This window comes from Chryseobacterium sp. DT-167 (assembly GCF_058310155.1).
The window spans coordinates 1-24031 of record NZ_JBZEEQ010000020.1 but is presented as its reverse complement, the minus strand read 5'-3'; the positions used below and the strand labels follow the sequence as shown (position 1 = coordinate 24031).

Below are 24031 nucleotides of genomic sequence, written 5' to 3'. Positions count from 1 at the left end.
CAAGACTGGATTTTAAATTTTAAAAAACAAATTTTAATCAAATGAAAAATTTCATAAAAATAACAATAGCAATTTGCTTTTTAGTAACAATTGCTTCTGTACAATCCTGTACAACCGTAAAAGAATACGAAAAAAACAAATTAAACGATGCTGAAATGGTTCTCGGAAACAGAACCATAGAAAAAACCGAACTAAGTTTCCAATCTTACAGAGAAGGTTCCTCGGGAGCCAATGCCGGAAAAGTTGGCGGAGGTTGCGGATGCAATTAAAATGATAATTACTAAAAACTTGAAATTAAAATGAAAAAAGTAATTATTAGCATTATCACTCTTTTTGGATTCTTCAATGTTCAGGCACAGGAAAATACGAATAGTGAACCTTCTAAAAAACTAAGTCTGGATGAGATTAATCTTGTATCAAGCTATTATAAACAAGACGGAAATAATTCAGCGGTAACAGGAGGAATCGGCTCGGAAAAGTTGACTGACATCTCCAATACCATTGATGTTACAATGGTGAAATACGATAAAAAACTAAGAAAAAATAAATTCGATTTCAGTGTCGGAATCGATCATTACACTTCCGCATCTTCCGATATGGTCGACCTGAAAGCCAATTCATCAGCATCTCGTTCAGATAACAGAATTTATCCAACATTGAACTGGAGCCGTGAAAACGAAAATAAAGGAACTACTTTAATGGCGGGCGTTTCGTTTTCTTCAGAATATGATTACCAGTCTTATGGTGCCAATATTGGTTTTGCGAAAAAAACACCCGACAAGATGGGAGAGTTTACAGCAAAATTTCAAGCTTATTTAGATCAGGTAAAACTGATTGCTCCAATAGAACTGCGAACCGCAGACAATAACGGAACAAGCGGCAGAAATACTTTTGCGTTATCGCTCTCCTATTCACAAATTATCAATCAGAATTTTCAGGTTGAGTTTTTGGCAGATGGTATTCAACAGACAGGGTATTTGAGTTTACCTTTCCATCGTGTTTATTTTAACGATAATTCTGTTCATCAGGAAGCTTTACCGGACAAAAGGTTTAAAATTCCTTTGGGAGTGCGCGCCAATTATTTTTTAGGGGATAAATTTATTGTAAGAGCATATTACCGTTATTATACTGATGATTGGGGATTAAAATCTAACACATTCAGTTTGGAAACACCTGTGAAAATTTCACCATTTATTTCGGTGAGTCCTTTTTACAGATATTATTCTCAGACAGCGGCTAAATATTTTGCGCCTTATCAACAGCACACAGCTTTTGATGATTTTTACACAAGCAATTATGATCTTTCAAAATTTGACAGTCATTTTTACGGAGCTGGAATAAGATTCAGTCCAAAGAATGGTTTATTTGGAATCGAACGTCTTAATATGCTGGAAATCAGATATGGTCATTATACAAAATCTGTTGGAATGCAGTCGGATATCATTTCGTTAAATTTAAGATTTAAATAAATCATTGATGAAACTAACAGTCGTAACTTTAACTGTTTTGATCATTTCAAATTTTTGTAACGGACAAATTAGAGATTCTACAATAATTACCTCTACAACTGTAGAGTATGATGACAAAGCTTATAAACCTTCTTATAAAAAATTAATTGTTCCGACTGTTTTTATTGGTTATGGTGTAGTCAGTTTGACATCAGATGCAGTAAAGAATCTTAACAAATCAACTAAATATGAAATTGGAGAACATCAGCCACGACAAATTAGGTTTGATAATTACACCCAATATTTACCCGCTGTGATGGTGTATGGTTATAATCTCGCAGGAATAAAAGGAAAGCATAATTTCAAAGAAAGAACAATTATTTACGGAACTTCTCAAATGATTTCTGCAGCATTTGTGTTGCCATTGAAACACATCATAAAAGAAGAGCGTCCCGATGGTTCAAATTTCCTTTCTTTTCCTTCCGGTCATACAGCAACCGCTTTTTCATCAGCACATTTTCTTTTCAGGGAATATAAAGATGAAAACCTATGGTTGTCACTTTCCGGTTATCCAATTGCTATATTCACCGGAATTTACAGAACATTGAACGACAAACATTGGGTTGGTGATGTTTTCGCAGGAGCCGGATTTGGAATCTTAAGTACAGAATTGGCGTATTGGTTATTTCCTGCCATTAATAAAACATTCAATAAAAAGGATTCTAAAAATTTCACATTAATTTATCCGGTTGCCGAGCCTAAAAACTTCGGAGTTGGATTTGTTTTAAATTTTTAATAGGTACCAATATGATTCATGGGTGATTTTATTTTAAACAGATACAGCAAGACCACAAAATAATAGCTGTGGCTGAAAATGATTCCTCCTTACTGCATATCAATGATATTGAAAACCTGCCGGCTTACACGGTTAATGAGATTCAGAATTTTTTTGAAGAATATAAAAAATTGGAGGGAAAAGCTGTACAGGTATTTGGTTTTAAAAATAAGGAGGAAGCTTTCACGTGTATTGAAGAAAGTTTAATGATATATGTCAAAGAAATCAAACCTAAAATGAAAAATATTTGACTAGGTTTCTTTTCTGTGGATCTTGTAGTAGGTTGGCATGGCGATAAGAATAAATAGGTCATGCTTTTGAGTTGATTATAACAATCATCTTTTTTCTTTTCCGGTTTCTTTTTTCTTTTTATTAAAATAACCTCTTAACAAAAAATTATTCTTCGCGGCAGCTTCTATTTCCCTGAGTTCATCGACACCTTTCCCAATATTGATAATCGTGGAATCTACGGATCTGCCAAGTTTGGGATTGTTAGAAAGCTTCGATAAAACATTCTCATCATTATTTATTTTTGAAGTAAACTGTATTAAATCATCAGAGCTTTTTTCGAGGTTACGGACTGTCTTTTCTATTGAAATAGCTAAAGTATCGTTGGAAGATAAGTGAGAAAGCACATTATTTTTATCATTAAGTTTTGTAGTGAAAATACTGATTTCACGGGAGCTGTTCCGTAAATTAGAAATGCTTGTTTCAATATTATCTGACCATTTCTTATCGGTAAATATTTTTGCAACCGTTCCGTTTTTATGATTCAGTATAGGGGTGAATTTTGCCAATTCCTGAGAGCTTATTTGTAGATTTTCTATGGTTTTGTCAATTCTCGAAGCAAAATCCTTATTGGTCATTATTTTTGTCAATAAACTATTCTTGGTATTCATGTTAGTACTGAACTCGACGAGCTCATCAGTAATTACTTTGGCGTTATCAGTACTTTGTTTTATACTTGAGAATAAATCATCTATTTCAATGGTTTTATAAGAAGCAATCATGTCATTATCCTTCACCATGGTAGTGGAGGTGGTGCCGGGTGAAATAATAAGAATTTTATCACCCATTAATCCATCTGATGCTATACTGGCAAACGCGTCAGTTTTTATATATTTCTGAACGTCTTTTCTGATTACTAATTTTACCAGAACCAATGAATCTGAAATAAAATCTATTTTATTAACCGTTCCTATGTTAATACCCGAAAGACGAACATTACTTCCCTGCTTTAATCCGCTGACATTCTTAAATTCTGAACGCAGAACGAAATTAGAGCCAAACAGATTTCTGTTGACACCAATAAAGTAGATAGCTGTTATGAAAAGAAGGATGCCTGCTGTAACAAAAATTCCCAGTTTCCAGTTGTTTGATGACTCGTTGCTCATGGCTTTTATTTATTTTTCAAAAAATGATTTTACCCAATCATCGGCGTTATTTTCTATTTCTTTATAGCTGCCTTCAGCTTTAATGATACCATCCTTGAGTATGATGATTCTATCACCGGTATATTTTGCACAGGTTAAATCGTGTGTTATAATAATGGATGAGGTATTGTATTTTAGTTTGATATTTCGAATGAGCTCGATAATTTCACGGGCTGTGATCGTATCTAAACCTCCGGTCGGTTCATCATAAATGATAATTTCCGGTTTAATGATTAATGCTCTTGCCAGTCCTATTCTCTTTCTCATTCCTCCGGACAGTTCTGCCGGCAATTGATCAATAGCTTCTTCTAATCCTACGTTTTGTAATGCTTCTTTAACAGCAGATTCCATTTCCTGTTCAGTAAGGTTTTTATTATTGTGCTGTAGTGTAAAAACTAAATTCTGCTTGACTGTCATAGAATCATATAAGGCTCCGTTTTGAAACAGGAAACCAATTTTCATCCGGATCCGGTTGAGTTCTTCCTCACTCAATTTTGTTATATCCTTTCCCGATATGAATATTTCCCCTTTATCCACTTTAGTAAGACCGACTAAGCATTTAACAGCAACGGACTTACCCGAGCCTGACTTTCCCAATATGATCAGATTTTCTCCTCTTTTAACGGTAAAACTGATGCCGTTCAATACTTTATTACTGCCATAAGATTTGTAAACATTTTTAAATTCTATCAATGGGACATCGCTTGTTGGCAATTTTATATATTTGGTTTTAAAGTTTTCGTTATTTTCCATCACAGTTCAAAAAATAATTCGGTTACCTGTACGGCTATTAGGTCAATAATAAAAATCATCAGAGAGGCAATGACTACAGCTGAATTTGCGGCTTTTCCCACGCTTTTTGTTCCTCCCGAAGCATTAAACCCCTCATAACAGCCAATAATTCCAATAAAAAAACCGAAAAAAAAGGTTTTGATGATAGCTGGTACAATATCAGCATATTCCAAAGATTCAAAGACATGGGCAAAATAATGCTGTATACTGCTTTCGCTGTGCATATTGATGCCGATGAAACCACCCATAATCCCGATCAGATCAGCATATAATACTAAAATAGGGATCATTAGTGTCGTAGCGAGGGTTCTGGTCACCACCAGATACCGATACGGGTTGATTGCTGAAACTTCCATGGCATCAATTTGTTCTGTTACTTTCATAGATCCCAGTTCGGCGCCAATGCCTGATGATACTCTTCCGGCACAAATCAATGCCGTAATAACCGGGGCAATCTCTCTTATTAATGAAAGCGAAACCATCCCGGGTATCAGAGACTCTGCACCAAACCTGGCCATAGCAGGACGTGATTGTATGGTGAGTACCAATCCCATAATAAAGGCTGTTATCGTTACTAATGGTAATGACTGGTAGCCCACAACAAAACACTGTCGGATAAATTCTTTAAACTCAAATCCCGGTTTGAAAATTTCTTTAAAAAAGCGACTGGAGAATGAAGCTATATTGCCTACAAGGCTAAGGTTTCTCTTAAAATAGGTTTCCATGATGTTTTGTTAATGCATATTTTATGTGCAGTCCTAATTGTAAAAATATTTTTATCTGATGGATAATTTAACCGTCTACAATGCTTTAAGAGGTATAGGGATATTTACGAATTAAAGATCATACTCATAATCTACTTTTAACTCATTTTTTACATCTTGTATACCAGGTGTTTTCCAGACAATACGACCTGCTTCTTCCTTTTGATGCCAGGTATGTACGTTCCCGGTTAATGTGACCGTTGTTCCGGATACGGATACGTCGATTTCACTATTATCAATTGAGCTTCTTTTAAGGGCCTTCTCAATATCACTTTTTTCAACGGTGTTCCGGATTTCCGGGTTAATAATAATGTTATTATAAATACCTTTAACTCCGGGAAGATACTTTACGGCATTTTCTGTAATATCCCTTATGTAGTCCCAAGACACTTCACCATCCAAATCTACCCAGCCGTTTTCTACTTTTACAGTTATTTTTTCTTGCGGAATAATTGAGTTTGCATTAAATGCAGCTATAATTTCACTGGCAATTTCGACATCAGTTTTTGACCGGGGATCTGGCAGTTTTACTTTAATATCTTCTACCAGAATTTTTACTCCCGAGACATTTTTTGTGGCATGCTCTGCCTGTAATTTCTTTGCATAGCTATCTACAGTTCCTGTAAGAGTAACGATTCCGTCTTTAACAATCACTCCGATCTCTGCTGAATTTAATAGGGGCTCCCATTTAATAGCGTCCTGAACATCTTTTTGTAATTCTGCATTTGTTTTCATTTGATTATAAATTTTATGTTTCAAAGTTCCAGAAACTTTACAGAAGATAAGATGACCGGCATCACTATGAAACATGATGTTGATCAGATTAAATATTTGGCAGTCTGTTCCTTATTGTTGAAATTTGAATAGAGAGGGGAGTATTGTTTTTTGGTAATCAATAAGAGGACAGTAATAATTTGATAATGTACTATGTTGGATAATTTAGTAACTTAAAAAAAATTAATAAAATGGACAAAACTATTTTGACAATCACATTAAACCCCTCGGTAGACAAGAGCAGCAGTGTTGAAAACATCATTCCTGAAAAAAAATTACGTTGTAATTCCCCTAAATATGAGGCAGGAGGAGGTGGAGTCAATGTATCCAGAGCATTAAAAAGATTGGGGGTCTCATCAGATACTTTTTTTACTTCCGGTGGAAGAACGGGCAGATTGCTGGAAGAGTTACTTCAAGCTGAACAACTGGATCTAGTACCTTTCCATATTGCTGCGGAAACCCGGGAAAATTTTACTGTTTTAGATACCTCTAATAACAAGCAATACAGGTTTGGATTCCCTGGAGAACTTTTAACACAAGACGAGCAAAACGAAATTTTAATTAGTGTGGAGGTAACGAATCCGTTTCCTGATTTTGTAGTAATCAGTGGCAGTTTACCGGCAGAAACTGATCCGAATTTTATGAAACAGCTTGTTAATACGTGTAAGTCAATGGGTAGTAAAGTGGTTATTGATACTTCAGGAGAAGCTCTGAAAACAGCTGTAGAAGAAGGTGTATTTTTATTAAAACCCAATATAGGGGAGCTTGCGGTTTTAGTTGGGAAAGACAAGTTGGAAGAGACCGATGTAGACCGAGCTGCCCAACTTATCATTTCGCAGGGAAAAGCTGAGATTGTGGTAGTCTCATTAGGTTCTCAGGGAGCTATTTTATTTTCAGCAACTGAAAAAATTCAAATTGCAGCACCTGAAGTAGAGGTGAGAAGCACTGTTGGTGCCGGAGACAGCATGGTTGCCGGAATGGTTTCTGTTTTGGTGAAAGGAGGAGATTATAAAGAAGTCCTTTCCATGGGAATCGCTTGTGGATCTGCCACTACAATGGCCGAAGGAACAGGACTTTTTACAAAAGAAAATGTAGATCGTTTATATAAAGAAATTTGGAAAAAATAATTATTAATTTAAAAACTGATAAACGTTATATCATTTTTTTAAGTGACCGCAGTCATTATTTGAAACCGCTATAATTTGGAGATTTGCTACATAATTCAAGATTATGAAAGCTCTTCTAACCTTCACAATTATTCTTTGCTGTGCAATGATCACACGGGCTCAGGATTTGAAAATGACCAGTGAGATTGCTTCTTCACTTACAGACAACATTACTCTTTCTAAACTGCATTATCCGAAATCGGTCATTCAGTTTTATGCCAAAAATGATTTTGAATATGCCTGGATAAATAGTAGCCAAAAATCAGATCAGCCAGAAATAGCAATGCTGTTGCTGGAATATTCTTATCGCTTTGGATTGTCTTTATCTGATTATCATCAGGAAACTCTTTCGTTAGAAAATTTAAGAAAACTGAGAGATACTCCTACAGAAATAAATCAGAAAGAACAAGCGGTGTTCGATATTCTGATGACCGATGCTCTTATTACTTTCATCAATAATCTGCATTTTGGAAAATACAATCCTTCGTACAACTCGGCATATATTGATACAAACGATATTAATGGATTTCGCTCAGATGATATATTGCTTTATTCCAGCCGACAAAAAGATTTTCTTAAGGCAATCCTTGAGGTTCAGCCTAAGATCAAAGCTTATACAGACTTTCAAAATTATTTGAATGGCCTCTATGAGGAGAACGATTGCTTGGCTCCTCAAACTGAAATTAAAAAGATTGTTATCAATATGGAACGCCTGCGATGGATCAATACAAGAGATCAAGCGTATGTATTAATCAATATTCCTTCCTATACATTAGAATTTCACCAGAAAGACCGTGTATTTGATTTTAAAGTAATTATAGGAAAACCGAATACCAGAACTCCGGTTTTAGAAAGTACAGTCAGCCATTTTACAACAGCCCCTGACTGGAAAGTTCCCCAAAGCATATTCATAAAAGAAATGCTTCCAAAAATTTTAAAAAACAGCAGGTATTTGGAAGACCATCATTATTCAGTTTACAATAAACAAGGTAATGAAGTTGAAATAACTTCGTCAAAACTAAAAGAGATCCGTCAAAACCCTCATAGATATAGTGTCAGACAATCATCGGGATGTGACAATGCATTAGGAGCGGTGGTTTTTAGATTTGAGAACTCTTATGGAGTATATCTCCATGATACTTCTCAAAAACAATTGTTTAATAAAGATGAAAGAGCTTTGAGTCATGGGTGCATTCGTGTTGAAAATGCTAAAGAACTCGCATCTCTCATCTTAACAAACGATGGCTCTGGAAATAAGATTCCCATTTTAGAAAAAGCGATGGCCGACTACCAAAGAAAAGATTTTGTTTTAAAGCAACCGGTTCCTATCATTATAACGTATCTGACTTGCTTAATAAAAGATGGAAAACCTGTACTCTATAAAGACATTTACCATTTTGATGATTCACTCGAAAATAAATTTAACCAAAATAAATAATAAAATTATGAGAACGATTGTAGTACCTACAGACTATTCAAAGCCGGCAAAAAATGCAGCGTTGTATGCACTTCATCTGGCTAATGCCCTGAAATGTAATGTTGATTTGTGCCATGCCTTTGCATTGCCGGTTGAAAGTCCTATGCTTGGGCAGACCGCTTGGACCTTATATGAATATCCGGCTTTACAGGATGAGAATAGTAAAGAACTGAAAAAATTGGTAAAAACATTAGAAGAAAAAGAAAAAGTTTTATGGGGAGATGAGGCTTTTCCTTATCATCCGTCGATAAATTATTCTTGCGAGGGAGGCGATGCTGTGCAGGTAATAAATGATACAGCAGCTAATAACAAAACCCTATTAATAGCAATGGGTATGCAGGGAGCTGGGATGCTTGCCCGGTTTATTTTTGGAAGCAACAGTCTTAAAATGATTGAAAGTACACAACATCCGCTTCTGTTAATTCCTCAAAATCATAAATATAAGGGAATAAAAAAAATCGCTTTTGCAACAGATCTGAAGAAAAAAGATATAAAAATTGCTCAATCTTTGATTAAGTTTGCCCAATATTTTGATGCCGAACTTTTAATTACCCATATTATTCAGAGCAATAATGATGTGATCCAGGATACTGCTTATGAACATAAAAAAGAAATGTTTTTAAAGGCTCTGGATGGTAAAGTTTGTTATAACTGTATTTACAGCGAAAATATAGATTATGGTTTAGATATCCTGAAAAATAAAGATATTGACATCTTGGCAATGGGCCATTATCATAGAAGTTTTCTCGAAAGGTTTACCAAGAGCAGTCACGCTGCAAGACAGGCTGCAGAGTTAGAAATTCCACTATTAATCATTCCGGAAATTGATCATCTGTTTGTTTAATTTAAAGAATTCTCCTATGCTTTGTTTCGGGGAATTTTATTTTAGATTTCAATTTTTTTATTCCTGTTTATTGAGAATAATTAATAATGATTTAATATTTTAACATTTATTTATGTCCAAATGTAATTGGTTGTACTAAAATTCATAACTTTATATAATATATTTCTATATAAAATATGGAAAGTGCAAAACTATTACAAGCCATTATTGAAACTGCCATTGATGGTATTATAACCATTGATAACAGAGGCAAAATAGAAAGTCTGAATCCCTCTGCTCTAAAAATATTTGGGTATAAAGAAGAAGAATTAACAGGTAAAAATATTTCAGTACTGATGCCGGAACCTGATAAAAGCAGACATGATGGTTACCTTCTTCATTATCAGGATACTGGAGAAAAGAAAATCATTGGAAAAGGAAGGGAAGTTAGAGGATTAAGAAAAGATGGGACACAATTTCCCTTCAGGCTTGCCGTAAGCGAAGTGCAATATCAGGAAAGGGTGATCTATACAGGTTTTATCCATGATCTTTCAAAAGAAAAAGAAGCGGAAGAATCTCTTAAAAGGTATGCTAGCGAGTTGGAAGAGTTAGTCGAAAACCGTACAAAATCATTAAAAAAAATGCTTCATGAATTGGAGGTGGCAAAAGAAGAGGCTAATGTATCGCTGGAAAAAGAAAAGGCACTGAACCGTATGAAAAGCCGCTTTGTATCGATGGCATCGCACGAGTTTCGAACCCCTTTAAGTTCTATGCAGCTTTCTGCCGTACTTATTGAAAAATATCTTCAAACTTCGGACAATATTCAAATATTAAAACATCTCCATAAAATTAAAACGGCAATTGGCAGTCTGAATTCCATTCTCAATGATTTTCTTTCCTTAGAAAAATTGGATACCGGGATTGTAAAACCTCATTATGACTCATTTGATATGGTTAAGTTTTCAGAAGAACTTACAGAAGAAATGCAGCTTATCACCAAAGAAGATCAAATCATTATTTATCAGCATACAGGATCAGAAAGTGATGTAAATCTGGATCAAAATTTATTAAGGAATTGTTTAATGAACTTAATTAGCAATGCCATAAAATATTCAGGAGAACATACATTGATAGAATTTTCTACAGAAATAAGTGAAGATCAATATGTGTTTTCAGTAAAAGATAATGGAATAGGAATACCTGAAGAAGATCAATCCGGTCTTTTTCAGCCATTTTTTAGAGCACATAATACAGGAAATATTCCCGGAACAGGATTAGGACTCAATATTGTGCAACGGTATGTAAATCTTATGGATGGCAGGGTCCATTTTGAAAGTAAATCAGGTAAAGGAACCGAGTTTACCTTATCATTTCAGAAAAATTCAGTTAATAATACTCCAATTTAGTTCCAATGGAAAAAACACGCATATTGATAATCGAAGATAATGACGATATCCGCGAAAGCACTTCGGAAATCCTTCAGCTTGCCAGTTATGAAGTATTTCAGGCTTCTAATGGTAAACAGGGAGTAGATCTGGCTATTAAGCATATCCCGGATGTGATATTATGTGATATTATGATGCCGGAACTTGACGGGTATGGGGTTTTACATCTTTTAAGCAAAAGAGAGGATACTGCACTTATACCTTTTATTTTTATAACGGCAAAAACCGATCGGGTAGAAATCCGGAAAGGAATAGAAATGGGTGCAGATGACTATCTTACCAAACCTTTTGATGACATAGAACTCCTCAGTGCTATTGAAAGCCGATTGAAAAAGAAAGAACGTCAGAAAAGCCTTTACAGCAATATTCTTACTCAAATGACCAATTTATTTCATGGTTCACACGGACTTGATGAATTAAAGAAAGCTTTTGATGAACGAAGAGTGAAGTCCTTTAAAAAGAAGCAGATTATATATTACGAGGGCGATACTGCAAATGCCATTTATCTTATTATATCAGGCTCAGTGAAAACAACAAAAATGACGGAAGATGGCAAAGAACTTATGACAGGAGTCTACAGCCTGGAAGAATATTTCGGAATCACCTCATTATTTGCAGGAAAAGAATATAAAGAGACGGCTGAAGTATTGGAGGATGCCACCTTATGCTCAGTTCCCAGAGAAGTTATTGACCAGTTACTGTATAAATATCCCGACATAGCGGAAAAATTCATCAAAATTCTTGCCCAAAACGTTATTACACACGAAGAACAGTTATTGCAGCTTGCCTATTTTTCTGTGAGAAAAAGAATGGCAGAAGTCCTACTTAAAGTCCATAAAAAACATCCTCATACCGACAATTTTGAAATTTCCAGAGAAAATCTTGCTTCTATGGCTGGAATGGCTATCGAAACGGTAAGCAGAATTCTCAGTGATTTTAAGGAAGAAAAATTAATAGACAGAAGTGCAGGGAAAATAATCATACTTGATGTTTTACGTCTTCAGAAATTAAAAAACTGATATTTATCAATTTTTATAATGATTTCATGCATTCGTCAGTTCTATGCAGTTCAATACATTTGAAGATTGAACAGACCGTATGAAAGTCATAGTTTATCATATCAGCCAGGAAGATAAAAAGCTTCTTGCTTTGGCTAATCGTAAAAAGCATAAAATTACGATTATAGTAGATCCTTTAAGTGAAGCTACAGTCTATTTTGCAGAAGCAAAAGATGCTGCCATAATCATTGATCAGGAAAACCCGGTTTCAAATAGTCTTATTCTGAAACTTATATCCTTTGGGATCAAATATTTTATATTCAGATTCCAGAAACATATTCCCGTGGATTTATCAATAATTCAGGATTCCGGATTGAAATACATTACCATTCCAGACTCAAAATTAGCCATTTTCTCAATAATTGAAATTCTCGATGCCTGGGGAAAAAGTGATTAGCATCATTTCAAAACGCAACGGTAGTCATGATTTAAAAATTATTTCCATTATACCTTTGGTGTATAAACCTGAAAAAAATGGATACTATCATTCTAAAATCTCTCGGAGGAGCTGAAACAGTTACCGGATCCAAACATTTATTGAAAACCTCGGAACTTACTATATTAGTAGATTGTGGGTTGTTTCAAGGCGTTAAATCTTTGCGTGAACAAAACTGGGAATCGTTAAATATTGATATAACTGAAATAGATATTGTCATTCTTACACATGCCCATCTTGACCATTGCGGATATATTCCTCTTCTTGTAAAAAATGGATTTAAAGGTAAAATTTATATGACTGAACCTACGAAGGAATTGGCCAAATTAATCTTACTTGATAGTGCAAAATTACAGGAAGAAGATGCGGAGAAAGCGAATTTTCATCATTACACCAAACATCGTCCCGCAAAACCACTATATACGATAAATGATGCAGAAAGATCTTTTAAACAATTTTTTACGGTTAGTGAAAACACCACGATCAAACTTAGTGATCATATTCAGTGTAGGTTCAAACCCTGCGGGCATATCATTGGAGCCTGTTCTGTGGAAATAGAATGTTTTGGAAAGACTATTGTTTTTTCAGGAGATATCGGAAGGACTCACAGTGCAATTTTACCTCCGCCTGATTTTTTCATCAAAGCGGATTTTATAGTGATGGAATCTACTTACGGAGACAGACTTCATGACAAGACTAATTTGTACGATAAATTGGAACACTGGATCAATCTCACGGTTAAAAACCATGGTAATATAATTATTCCCAGTTTTGCTGTTGGCAGATCACAGGAGCTTATTTACATTCTTTATCAGCTCAAGGAACAGAACAGAATACCTTACAATCTTCCTGTAATTATGGATAGTCCAATGGCTGCTTCTGCCACTGACATTATGGTTGAATATGCTGAACACACAATTGTTAATAAAGAAAAATGGCTGGAAATTATTGAACAAGTGAATATCAATAAAGAATATACGAATACTGAAGAAATAGTTCATGATAAGCAAAGTAAAATAATAATTGCCGGCAGTGGTATGATGACAGGAGGACGTGTCCTTGAATATTTAAAGCATGATGTCGGAAACAGCCGGAATACCTTATTAATTGTAGGATTTCAAGCAGAAGGTACTCGTGGAAGAGCATTACTAAACGAATCTCATGAGTTAAAAATTCACGGAAAATATTATCCTGTAAAAGCAAATGTTGTTGAATTGACAGGATTATCCGCACACGCCGACCAATCTGAACTGATGGAGTGGATAAAGAAATTTAAAAATCCTCCTAAACAAATCATGTTGGTTCATGGTGAGCCCTCTGCATTGGAAGCATTAAGGGTGAAAATTCAAACGGATTTGACAATACCTGTTAAAATTTTAGTGAAAGATGAGGAAGTCGTTTTCTAAAATAATGCTAATTTTTTATTGCATGATAACATCAAGCCAACGATTAGTAAATAAAAGATTAATTTTTTCATTTTTAATTATTTTTCAAAGTGTACTCCGGATATTGAGTTTTTTTCATCTTTACTACAAAACAACTTATTGCCTGCAGAAACATTTTTCATCTTCAAATTTAGGCATTTGCGTTGGGTTATCCTTTATTTTGTAATGTAGCTTATCTATTGCTTTAGGAACAATTTAAAGAAGCATTTTCAAAAAAGCAGTGGAACATTTGAAAGAACAGGCGAAGAAATTAATGATGATTTACTTCAGTATCATTCTCCATTAGGCTGGGAACATATTCACTTTATCGGAGACTATGTTTGGGAAGATCGTATTAGTTATACTTGGTAATACATACTTTTTCTTATCATTTAAGTATTCAGGTTTTGAAGGAGGAGATTTAAGAGTATCATAACTATTTGAAGTGATCTCTTTATTTTGAACCTTTTTATCATTGCAAGAATATATGAATAAACCCTAAAATTACCAAAATAGCTTTTTTCATATTAAAATATTTAAAAACTAAGATAAGCGTTTTTATAACAAAAGAGACTGTCTCAAGTTTGAAACAGTCTCATTAATATTATTTATCTATTGCTTTAATTTCTGGAGAAGTTGGAGGTAAATGCTGAAATTTATAAATGTAATTTTTATCTTCAAAAATATCAGATTTGTCTGCTATTGATGTGTCTATGACGGATTTTATAAAATGAAAACTATTAACATCCACAATATCTTTAAGCATATAGGCACTATCTTTATATAAAACTCTATCAAAATATCTTTCTTGATTATCCAATGGTTTTTTTTCACTCATTAGGTCTACCTGTCTTTTCAAAAAAATATTGTTTTCTGAATCTTTATATAAAAGATCATCTTTAATATTTTGCTTATTGTTCGAATTACAAGAACAAATTACTATTAAAAAAATTAAACTTATTTTTTTCATTGTTTTCTTTGAAATTTTAATAAAGATACATTTAATTTTGCCCAATAACCAAATTTTGGTTTTGCCCAAAGATAAACCCATTGAGATTGTCCTACAATTCCGTCTCCTATGTCTTTTAGAAAGCCTGAACTGCTTGTTTCACCGTCTTCATCATATATCTTGTATGTTGGTTTACACGGGTTCCTGTTATCAATCACAATAAATAGTGTATGAAATGCTTCGACAATTGATAAATAGAAAATATGTATTCCAACTTTATTTTTAACCATCGACACAAAATAATCACGTATTTCATTTTCTTTTTTTAAATATAACTTTCTGGTAGGATTGTTTTCATATTCATCTTCTTTGTTTATCTCACTAAATCCAAAAATACTTCCATCAAATTCTTTATAGTTAAAGCCATAACCTAAATCTTTTAATTTTTTTGCTCTAGCAATAGCTGTCGTGAAGCCTGGACTATTTATTAATTTCTCAGTTTTATCGTCATAAGCATAAAAGTCTTTAGTATTATTTACAATCGCTCCTAAAAATCTATCAGCACCTTGTATACAGTAATTGACTGAATATTCTCCTTGTTTAGGTTTCTTTCTATGCTTTTGTGAAATTATTGATAATAAATCAAATCCTTTTTTTAATTCCTCATTTAAAAATACATCCTTCTCTACAACTTTCACATTAAATTTGCCACAAATTCCTCTTCTTTTTGAAGTACTACTTATTCCATCTCCATCATCTGATGCATAAACAGAAATACTAAATTTCGTACCTCTTGCTAATGCTTTTGCATCAATCTCCAAAACTAATTCATCTCCATATTCAGCATCCTTTAAGTCATATTTATCCTCATCATTATCATAATCTGTATCGTCATTATCAATAAAGTTCAATTTTGCGGAAGCATTAGAACTTTTAAATTCTAGAATTCCATCTCCGTCTTGCCAACCAACAGGATCATAGCCCATTTTTACAAGTAAAGGAATTCTTGCTACAGAGTTTTTTGCAATCACAATATTTGCTACAGGATAATTTTTCCACTCTTTATCATAATCATTACCTAAATTCAGATGTTCTAGTTTAGATCCGGCGCAATCTGTTAACGAAATAATGGCATTTTTAGGACTTTCACTTCCGTTTATTTTTACGACAGGAAGAAAATCATATCTATCACCTTCTGCTGCCGCTATTTTCACACCCCGTAATTCTCCCGTATTTCCCAGCCCCAACGCTTTTATTTTATTGGGCAATCCTAATGCTTTTATTGTACTCATCTTTTAAATTTTAATTGTTAAAAAATAGGAATGGCGGCAGTAAACCGCCATTCCGTTAATTAATTTTTAGTCTAATGTACTATCCTCAATCATACCATGAGATAACTGTACATCTCTATGAGCAAAACTTGTTTCAGTTTCCAGTTCAAGAGGGTTTTCACAATTTTCAGGATTATTTTCTGGGAAGATTGGCAACGGTTGTTCCACCGGAAGTCCTGTAGATTTGTCCTGAAGAATCGTAAGCGTAGTAGGAATTCTGGTAATCCAGTATTTACCTTGCGGCTCTCCTGTAGGCTGTCTCATTTCGTCTACAATACTCATATACATCGGATCTCCGATGACAGGAACTTCTCCACCGTTCCAGATTTTTCCTGTTGTCAGGAAGAAATTTACAGCATCTTCAAAGCCTGGTTTTACGGTAACGATTACTCTCGCCATACCTGCTTGTAAGAAACTTCTGAATAATGGGTCTACAGATTCGCTTACATACATTTCCTGCCACATCTTTCGGTTTGCCCAATAGTACGGGTAGAATGTATAATCCATAATTTCCCATTCAAGTGCCTGTTCCATAAACTTCGCAAGAGCAGTATATTTATCAAGATTTTCATTTAAGAATACCTGGAAGTTTTCCATTCTGTCTCCATCAGTAAAGTTCTGACCCAAAACATTCAAATAATCCTGTAACAAGTAAGCAATACAGTTGTGTTTTAACACATCATGCTCCATGTATCGGTAGAATGTTCCCTGTTTTTCTTTGGCTTCAGCTTCTTTTTCTTTTTGCTCAGCATCCAATCTTGCCTGTTCTTCCAAAAACTTCTTATAAGCTTCTTCGTATGCTTTAATGATAGCATTGAAGTTTTCAGCCTGCCATTGAAGCATAAAGGCATCAGAAATTTTACAATATAACGTTACATTCAGCGTTACATCTTCAATATTTCTACCTCTGTACAGGAAGTTGAAAGTTCCGGAAAGGTTTAAGCCATTTTCCCAAACTGTTCCCTGGTTGATTCTGCCACCAAAGCTCAAATCTCTTTCTCCTCCTTTACCATTACTGCAATAGAAATTACTGTTGTGCCATGAAGAGTTTCTGTCCATGTAAAATTGAATTTTCATGTCTTTTGCGGCATAATTCTGTGTGATATTAATAGGAGTTCCCACAGCACCGAATGATCCTGTAGAATTTGGAGCACCTTTAATTTCCTGATATACTTCTACAGTGTCTTTCGGAAGATCGGTTAACTGCACTCCGTAAATCTGCGCCCAATGCATCAGCATTTCTTTTGTCGCTTCTTTCGGACTTGCCATATTCCACGGTTTCGGAGCGGTTCTTGGATCTATGGGAGCGGTAAGCGTCTGACCTTTTGAAACGGCAAAAGCTAAACGGTGCAGTTTTGCAGGTTCCGGAACCATAAATTCAAACATGGTTCTTTTGCCATAGTTGTAAATCTGGTTTTTCATTTTTTTATCAATCCAACGATACACTCCGGTGATGTGCTGTGTAGGTTCGTTGGTTGTTAAAGCCTTTCCTCTGTTATCAAATTCATGTACATTAGTTTCTGTATATTCTTTGATAATTTTCTGCACTCTCTCCTCATTAATTTTGGTTAGTACACGCTCCATCGCTCTCTCGGTGATTTCCTGAGATTTCATCATCGCCTGTCTCGTACTGTCGTGCTGTGCGGTATTGTTGGCATAATCAGATCCGATGTCCAGTTTATACCCCGAATCATAGCTAAAATGTGCATAAGCGGTAATACTTTGCTGCTTATCGAGTTCTTTCGCAACTTCGGTCTGCATATCGGTTCTTGAAGTTTTGGAAGTATCAGACACTTTTTCGGTTTCTACTGATTTGGATGTAGTATCGGTAATTTCAGAATACTCTCTGGATACAGAAGATTTGTGTCTCAGCTCGCTTGCCATGACATTTTCGATATTCGAGACTTCTCCCGGAACATAGGCGTGAACACTTTGAACTACTTTCAGATAGTCGGCGATTCCTAATCTTTTAATTCCGAAGTTTTTTCTTTTTGTTTCTTCCTCAATTTGTTCTGTAGGCTCCAATTCTCTTCCCGGCTTTAAAGTAAGCAATCCGGTGAGCAGCTGATTATTCGGAATTTTTAATACTTCCAGATAGGCTTCTCTTCCGTTATTGAAATAAATGTTAATTCTCAGTTTTGAAACTGAAGAAAATCTATTGACCATTACAGCAGGGAAACTTACGATACCGTTAATCACATTGATATTGCTTACGGTTTCTTCATGATTCCCCGTGTTGGATTCTAATGTAATTTTAGCATTGGCAACTCCCCAAGAGCCGTCTTCCACTTCAAAAGAAAAATTAATAAACCCGTTATCAGGAACAAAGGCTGATCTGTACCATTTGGCTTCTAAAGTATAAGCGAGGTGGGTTCTTGTAAAAGAACTTCCCACCGGAATCAATGCACCTCCGACATTGGTGTACTGTGTCTGCTCCAGAACTGAATTTTCCAAAGCAGTTTGTGTTGCTTGTCCGATATTATTCTGAACATGGGCAATTACATCATTGTAAGTCTGATAGCTGTCATCAATCTGAAGTGCTTGTGCGCCAATTTTCATTTCAGTGTCGGAAATGATTTCCTGTTTGGCATCTGCCGGAATTTTGGAATAGAAAGCTTCGTTCATTTCCTGAGCAGCACACAATTCCATAAACAGATCAAAAGATTCCGGAGAGAGTTTTCCCTGAAGATCCGTGATGTTAATTTCATTATTGTAAGAAAACTCAAATGCAGGGATTTCCAGTTCTTTTAAGCGCTCATAAAGTTTTTGCAATTCTTCGTCAGAAGCTTTTAATTCTATCAGGCGGTCTATTTCTTCAGAAAGTTTTTCATATTCCTGCAGACGCTCTTTATTTTCTACTAAGTATTTCGTATGGCTGTCCTGATACGCTTTGTATTGGGATTTATGATATGATTTTTGTGTTTTTTCCAGTTCTGAGTTCAGCTTTTCAAGTTTTTCCTTTCTCAGCAAAGCTTGTGTAACCACTAAGTCAGTCTGTGCATTGGATTTTATTCTTTCAGAATCTCTTTCAGAAAGAGTTTTAGCATCATTTGAAACAGCTTTTGCAAGTAAAGAAATACCTGAACTTGTATTGTCTTCTTCCAAAAACAATTCTTTAGGCATCACTATTTTTGCAATAAGTGCATTATCCAAAGGTTTTTTACTTCCGTTAGCTTTCAGTACATCATCATTAATTTCGATATTTTGAGCAAAACCGATATGAATAGCTTTTAAAATATGGGTAATCGCCTCTTTTATATAAAAATCTTTTTGGGTGATAATTTGGTAGGTAAGATTATTCCAAAGCGTTTCGAAGATTTTGATAGCATCTGTTGTAAGTTCCTTATTGGCATCAATAAGTTCTGCGTAGTATTTTGCTGTATAAATAAAATCATCCTTCGTTAGGGTTTCTTTTTTAGAAATTTTTCTACCGATAATGAGAAGCGTTCCAAAAATACCTGTTTCCAGTTCTTTCTCTGTTTTAAATGCAGATGAAGCGAAATCAGAAGTTCTGGAAGATAAAGCCTGAAGCTTTAATGTTTTGCTTCCTCTTGATGCTACAGCATCATCGAAAATACCTTTTGCACCTGAAGGACGATGGACAAATCCTAGATTTCTTTTCTTTGTTTCTGTAAGTTGCGGGTTTCTTAGACTCACGAATCTGAATAACGTCTGTGACGCATTGTTGTTTGTAGACATTTGTGTAAATTTGTTTGATTTTATAAAGGTTAAGATTTGAAGACTCTTTTTATTAGGGTGTCTTCAGGTTTTAGCCTTATTTTTTTAGGTGGTTTCCGGCAAAGATGTCCACCAAAAGTTTTAATAGCAAGTTTCATTTTCTGTGTTTCTCCTGATGCAAATATCCATCTGCATAGCGACAAAACTTGACGTATTAAAATGAAAATTAATTTTTATAACATTTTGTAACTCACAGTATACCAATAGTGAATTTTAATTTTTAGCAAATCTGTTGTTATCAAAATCTTTAATATTATTGATGAAAAAATGATACAACATGATATATGTCTTCAATCAACATTAATTTTATCTCAGATAAAAGCTAATGTCGTAGGAATTAAAAATGGTGATAGAGTAGTACTGCTATTAGAAGATAATAGACAAGAGGTAAGATGAGCAGATGTTGATTGCCTTGGAAGTAGTCAGTCTTTTGGAAAAAACACAAAGTTAGTCACCAACGATGATTTATATTTCGAATTAAAACTTGAGTTTTACGACATTAAAAATGGAGAATCAGGTTATATAAAGAATATGCTGTTCCTAAAATAAAAGAAAAGTAACTGAAGATTATTTCAAAGATAGATTTGGAGGAGTTGGAAAAACTTATTACAAAGAGTGTTTTGACGTCAATATTAAAAGATGTTTCAGATTTAAAAAAATAGAAAATGTTTACTTTTACTCGATTCAAATAGAAAAACGCTCTTTGACTGAGAGATTTAATTTTTCAATCGCTATACACTGGCAAATTTGTCAGCTAAGAGTTTTACCTGAACGGGTCTTAGTTTTTTATCGACTTCTAACCGGTTGTATAGTCCTGTTTTGACGATAACTATCTTTTTATCAGGAATCATAACAATAAACTGACCTAAAAATCCATAAAAGAAACGGCATTTAATTTCATTGTCGTCATCAGCCCATATGTTGAAACAGAAAGCATCATTTTCTTTTGTAGTACTCAAAAGCTTTTTGCAAAAATCACGGCTGAGAAGCTGTTTGCCATTCCAGTTCCCTTCCTGCATGATAAACTGACCAATTTTTGCAAAATCTCTTGCGCTTGCATGAATACAGCAGAAAGCTTTTTCCGTCCCTTTTTCATCGATACTCCATTTTGCGGGATGTTCCATTCCCAAACGTTTCCATAGTTTTTCCGAAAGATAGTCTGCCAGATTCTGACCGGTTGCATTTCGTAACACCATCCCTAAAAGCTGTGCTGAAACACTCTGATATTCATATTTTTTTCCTGGCATTTCTTTGAAGTCTGTTTTGAAGACCTGTTCAGTGAGATCATCTATAAAATATTGTTTAGAGTTCTCTGCAAACGGATGCCGGTATTCTTCGTCCCAGTCAAAACCTGCCTGCATGGTCATCAAATGCCGCAGGGAAAGAAATTGACCGAACTTACTTTTCTTATAGGAAGGGAATATTGTTGATACGAGCTGATCTTCAGATTCCAGATAACCGTCATCTATCGCAAATCCCACTAAAATCGAAAGTATACCTTTTGCCATCGAAAAAGAATTCATTAATGACGAAGAATTATGATCTTTCCAATACTGCTCATATATCAGCTTATTGTCTCGGATAACAAGAAGTGACGAGCTTCTCGTTTTTTTCAAGTCACTTAAAATATTTTCAGAAAGCTGGATGGTATTGTAGGAAATATCTTTCTCCCATGATTCAGGTTGCAGATTATCAATGACTAAAGAAGGGAATTTTTCTTCGTCATCAATGGAGGGCGCCAAAGGTCCCTTTGTTAAATTGACAGTTATTGCTTTAAAAATATATTTATATCCTGAAAGATAAACAGCTACCGCTGCTGCTGAAGTTCCAAAGAGAAAGGCTGCCCAAACTTTTTTCATATTCTCTGCTGATTATAAGATAAATACTAAAATACGGAAAGGAATTTAAGATATTATTTTGGTTAATGTAGATTTAAAAATGCACGCATCTGCAGCTTTACCTTTTATTTAAATTTAATGGTAACAATCATCAAAAACATTTTAATATTTTCAAGTAAAGACCGCAGTAAGCAATGATTGTGTGATAATTTCTGCTGCAGTATCGCAAAAATCCAGACCTGAATAATCGGGGTTGAGTCCCCCGATATATGCTACAGACATGATATAAAGATTTTCTCTTACATTTCCGTAAGAATCCAGCGCCTGAAAGTTATCATTGATACTCAAACCATTTACCTGAAGATAAAAATTATCATTTGATCCTGCTTTTATCATATCGTTGCCTTCGTTTTTTAGTCCGACAGCTTTTTCAGCACTTTTAAAATTAAGATACCCCGAACTTACAATTCCCTGTTGTTTGAGCCCTTCAAAAGGCAGATCGTTAAAATTCATAGCCCGCTGACCTGTAGCATCTACATACATTTTATATGTCAGTTCCTTAGACATTCCTGATTCATCATGGTAGCGGTATATGGCGCCTTCATCATGATGAGGTTCTACAATGCTTTTATGATCGACCTTATAAAGTTGAATGACATTTGCTTCATATAATGCTATAATTTCACGGTAAGAAGATTGAGGAAGGGCAGCAATAATGATTGATATAAGCGGCATCAGTACTTTATTGAGCCTTATCATGTCTTCAGCAGAAAAATGTTTTGCAGGATAATTCATTGCGTAGCTGAAGGAGGTGAGAGCTTCTTTCCATGAAATTGACTGGTGTCTTTTTATTGATTTCTCAGCTTCTGTATACTCAGCCTTAAAAAGTTCAAAACTGTCTAATTCTTTGCGGAGTTTCATCATTTTATCTACAAACTCTTCAATACTCAGATCTCTGATTTCGTTATAAAATTGTGGATCTTTTTTCTGAACTACTGATTTGAAATTTTTGTCAAATACATAATCAAGATCTACAAATCCTCCATGATCTTTTTTATATTCAAAAATTTCCTTTAATGTCATTTTCCAACTGGTGGAGTAGGCTTCATCTTCTGAATGGAATCTCAGAGCAGGCAGCAGACCGCTTAATGAGTAGAGATCAATTTTAAAATTTTCAGATTCGGGATGAAGGGTAAACTGTATTTTATCATTTTTGTCTTTGGTAAAGGATCCGTTGAGGCGAGATAACGTACGGATGATATCAACGGCAGTTAAAGAAGCTCCTTTCACCGCAACAGGATGATTGGTGGCAGTAGTGAATTTTGAAGGTGGATAAGGAGAGTCAAACCAGCCTTTATGTTTTCCTTCAAAAGATCTGGACCATTGATGACCAATGCTTAGCAATACAATGTCTGCATTGTACTTTTCCTCTTGCGTGGTAATGACAGAGTAAGAATGTGTATCAGTACTTCTTATATCTTTTACATTTGTATTTGTTAAGGCAATTACCTCTATATCTGCTTTTTGAGCGGCTTTTATATATAGTTTAAACTGATTTTCGAGATACCTTCCCAGTATCAGTCTTGGGATCACCTGGTTTCTGTTGATCTTGCCTGCATTTACATATTCATCAAAACCTTCTATGGGATATTGGCTGATAAACTCTTCGATATCGCTCATCAATTCAGGGATTTCATTGGCAGAAACATTGGCAACGTGTTCATTTCCGGATCCTGCAGATCCATAAGGCATTCCCATTCCCAAATACTCATTCTTTTCAAAAATAATAATTTTTTCAGGTCTGATATTTTTGGAGATCATGTGTTTCAAAAAGAATAAGGCAGCAGGACCTCCGCCAATTAACGCGATAGTCTTAGAGTTGATGTCTGTCATATTTGTTGTAGATTGATTAGAACTACAGTGTCAAAAGATGTACCTTTTTCTCACTACATATTCATAAAATAATTTCTTTTTTATGATTTAGATCATACTTGAAATATTTGTATTTTTTCTAAAAAATGATGCAGTGTAAATTGATAATACAGTAGAATTTCCAGATATGAGAAATAATAATTTTTCCTGCTTCAAATTATTGATTTTGTATAATAAATACCAAAATTATAAATATTTATATTTAAAAACAATTTATGATTTAATTATAAATAGATATAAATTATTATGATTAATTTAAAAAACATCAATAAATGAAAGTATTAAATGAAGATTTGTTAAATTTAACAAAAGATTAGTCATTTTTCACAATGTATATTTGTTTAGATCATCTTACTTTTGCATCCGAA

Annotated in this window: 20 protein-coding genes; 11 read left to right on the top strand and 9 right to left on the bottom strand. The window is 34.5% G+C overall.

Translation table 11 applies throughout. The features are described from left to right. The first annotated feature begins 41 nt into the window (after positions 1-41). The 4 genes from AC4FQ5_RS19130 to AC4FQ5_RS19115 are packed head-to-tail and all read left to right on the top strand — an operon-like array spanning position 42 to position 2534. Positions 42-269 carry a DUF4266 domain-containing protein gene (locus AC4FQ5_RS19130; protein ID WP_491145964.1) on the top strand — a complete coding sequence of 76 codons (228 nt, stop codon included), beginning with the start codon at positions 42-44 and terminating at the stop codon, positions 267-269. A 30-nt stretch (positions 270-299) separates the two neighbouring features. Next, positions 300-1469, top strand: a complete 1170-nt coding sequence (locus AC4FQ5_RS19125) for a DUF3570 domain-containing protein (RefSeq protein WP_491145962.1) — start codon at positions 300-302, stop codon at positions 1467-1469. A 7-nt stretch (positions 1470-1476) separates the two neighbouring features. Next, on the top strand, positions 1477-2244 hold the full coding sequence (locus AC4FQ5_RS19120) for a phosphatase PAP2 family protein (RefSeq protein WP_491145961.1): 768 nt from the start codon (positions 1477-1479) through the stop codon (positions 2242-2244). Between the two features lie 41 nt (positions 2245-2285). Further along, on the top strand, positions 2286-2534 hold the full coding sequence (locus AC4FQ5_RS19115) for an inorganic diphosphatase (RefSeq protein WP_491145980.1): 249 nt from the start codon (positions 2286-2288) through the stop codon (positions 2532-2534). Positions 2535-2618: 84 nt separating this feature from the next. Here the strand turns inward: AC4FQ5_RS19115 and AC4FQ5_RS19110 are convergent, their stop codons facing one another. From AC4FQ5_RS19110 to AC4FQ5_RS19095, 4 genes are all read right to left on the bottom strand, one after another. Next, positions 2619-3677, bottom strand: coding sequence for an MlaD family protein (locus AC4FQ5_RS19110; RefSeq protein WP_491145959.1), 1059 nt, complete (start codon positions 3675-3677; stop codon positions 2619-2621). Positions 3678-3686: 9 nt separating this feature from the next. After that, positions 3687-4469 carry an ABC transporter ATP-binding protein gene (locus tag AC4FQ5_RS19105; protein WP_491145958.1) on the bottom strand — a complete coding sequence of 261 codons (783 nt, stop codon included), beginning with the start codon at positions 4467-4469 and terminating at the stop codon, positions 3687-3689. Next, positions 4469-5233: an MlaE family ABC transporter permease gene (locus tag AC4FQ5_RS19100; RefSeq protein ID WP_491145957.1), complete on the bottom strand. Its 765-nt coding sequence runs from the start codon at positions 5231-5233 to the stop codon at positions 4469-4471. The genes AC4FQ5_RS19105 and AC4FQ5_RS19100 overlap by 1 nt, the downstream gene beginning before the upstream one ends. Before the next feature lie 111 nt (positions 5234-5344). After that, a complete protein-coding gene (locus tag AC4FQ5_RS19095) occupies positions 5345-6007 on the bottom strand; it encodes a BON domain-containing protein (protein WP_491145956.1) in 663 nt (220 codons plus the stop codon). A 230-nt stretch (positions 6008-6237) separates the two neighbouring features. On the opposite strand from AC4FQ5_RS19095, the gene AC4FQ5_RS19090 reads away from it, so the two are divergent. The 7 genes from AC4FQ5_RS19090 to AC4FQ5_RS19060 all read left to right on the top strand — a co-directional run bounded on the left by AC4FQ5_RS19090 (position 6238) and on the right by AC4FQ5_RS19060 (position 13857). Continuing rightward, the gene (locus tag AC4FQ5_RS19090) at positions 6238-7173 is read left to right on the top strand and encodes a 1-phosphofructokinase family hexose kinase (protein ID WP_491145954.1); all 936 of its coding nucleotides are present in this window, start codon (positions 6238-6240) and stop codon (positions 7171-7173) included. 103 nt (positions 7174-7276) lie between these two features. After that, positions 7277-8650, top strand: a complete 1374-nt coding sequence (locus AC4FQ5_RS19085; RefSeq protein WP_491145953.1) for a L,D-transpeptidase family protein — start codon at positions 7277-7279, stop codon at positions 8648-8650. Between the two features lie 7 nt (positions 8651-8657). Then, the gene (locus AC4FQ5_RS19080; protein WP_491145951.1) at positions 8658-9533 is read left to right on the top strand and encodes a universal stress protein; all 876 of its coding nucleotides are present in this window, start codon (positions 8658-8660) and stop codon (positions 9531-9533) included. 176 nt (positions 9534-9709) lie between these two features. Continuing rightward, positions 9710-10918 carry a PAS domain-containing sensor histidine kinase gene (locus tag AC4FQ5_RS19075; RefSeq protein ID WP_491145949.1) on the top strand — a complete coding sequence of 403 codons (1209 nt, stop codon included), beginning with the start codon at positions 9710-9712 and terminating at the stop codon, positions 10916-10918. Positions 10919-10923: 5 nt separating this feature from the next. Further along, complete coding sequence (locus AC4FQ5_RS19070; RefSeq protein WP_491145947.1) at positions 10924-11976, top strand: response regulator; 1053 nt, start codon at positions 10924-10926, stop codon at positions 11974-11976. Positions 11977-12055: 79 nt separating this feature from the next. Beyond that, positions 12056-12412: a hypothetical protein gene (locus AC4FQ5_RS19065; RefSeq protein WP_491145945.1), complete on the top strand. Its 357-nt coding sequence runs from the start codon at positions 12056-12058 to the stop codon at positions 12410-12412. A gap of 77 nt (positions 12413-12489) precedes the next feature. Next, a complete protein-coding gene (locus AC4FQ5_RS19060; RefSeq protein ID WP_491145943.1) occupies positions 12490-13857 on the top strand; it encodes an MBL fold metallo-hydrolase RNA specificity domain-containing protein in 1368 nt (455 codons plus the stop codon). 622 nt (positions 13858-14479) lie between these two features. Here AC4FQ5_RS19060 and AC4FQ5_RS19055 read toward each other — a convergent pair. From AC4FQ5_RS19055 to AC4FQ5_RS19035, 5 genes are all read right to left on the bottom strand, one after another. After that, complete coding sequence (locus AC4FQ5_RS19055) at positions 14480-14845, bottom strand: hypothetical protein (protein WP_491145942.1); 366 nt, start codon at positions 14843-14845, stop codon at positions 14480-14482. Next, a complete protein-coding gene (locus tag AC4FQ5_RS19050) occupies positions 14842-16116 on the bottom strand; it encodes a hypothetical protein (RefSeq protein ID WP_491145940.1) in 1275 nt (424 codons plus the stop codon). Before AC4FQ5_RS19050 ends, AC4FQ5_RS19055 begins: the two co-directional genes overlap by 4 nt. Positions 16117-16182: 66 nt before the next feature. Next, on the bottom strand, positions 16183-19854 hold the full coding sequence (locus tag AC4FQ5_RS19045; RefSeq protein ID WP_491145938.1) for a hypothetical protein: 3672 nt from the start codon (positions 19852-19854) through the stop codon (positions 16183-16185). 770 nt (positions 19855-20624) lie between these two features. After that, positions 20625-21752, bottom strand: a complete 1128-nt coding sequence (locus tag AC4FQ5_RS19040; protein WP_491145937.1) for a serine hydrolase domain-containing protein — start codon at positions 21750-21752, stop codon at positions 20625-20627. Positions 21753-21902: 150 nt separating this feature from the next. Then, a complete protein-coding gene (locus AC4FQ5_RS19035; protein ID WP_491145936.1) occupies positions 21903-23624 on the bottom strand; it encodes an FAD/NAD(P)-binding protein in 1722 nt (573 codons plus the stop codon). Between the last annotated feature and the right edge of the window lie 407 nt (positions 23625-24031).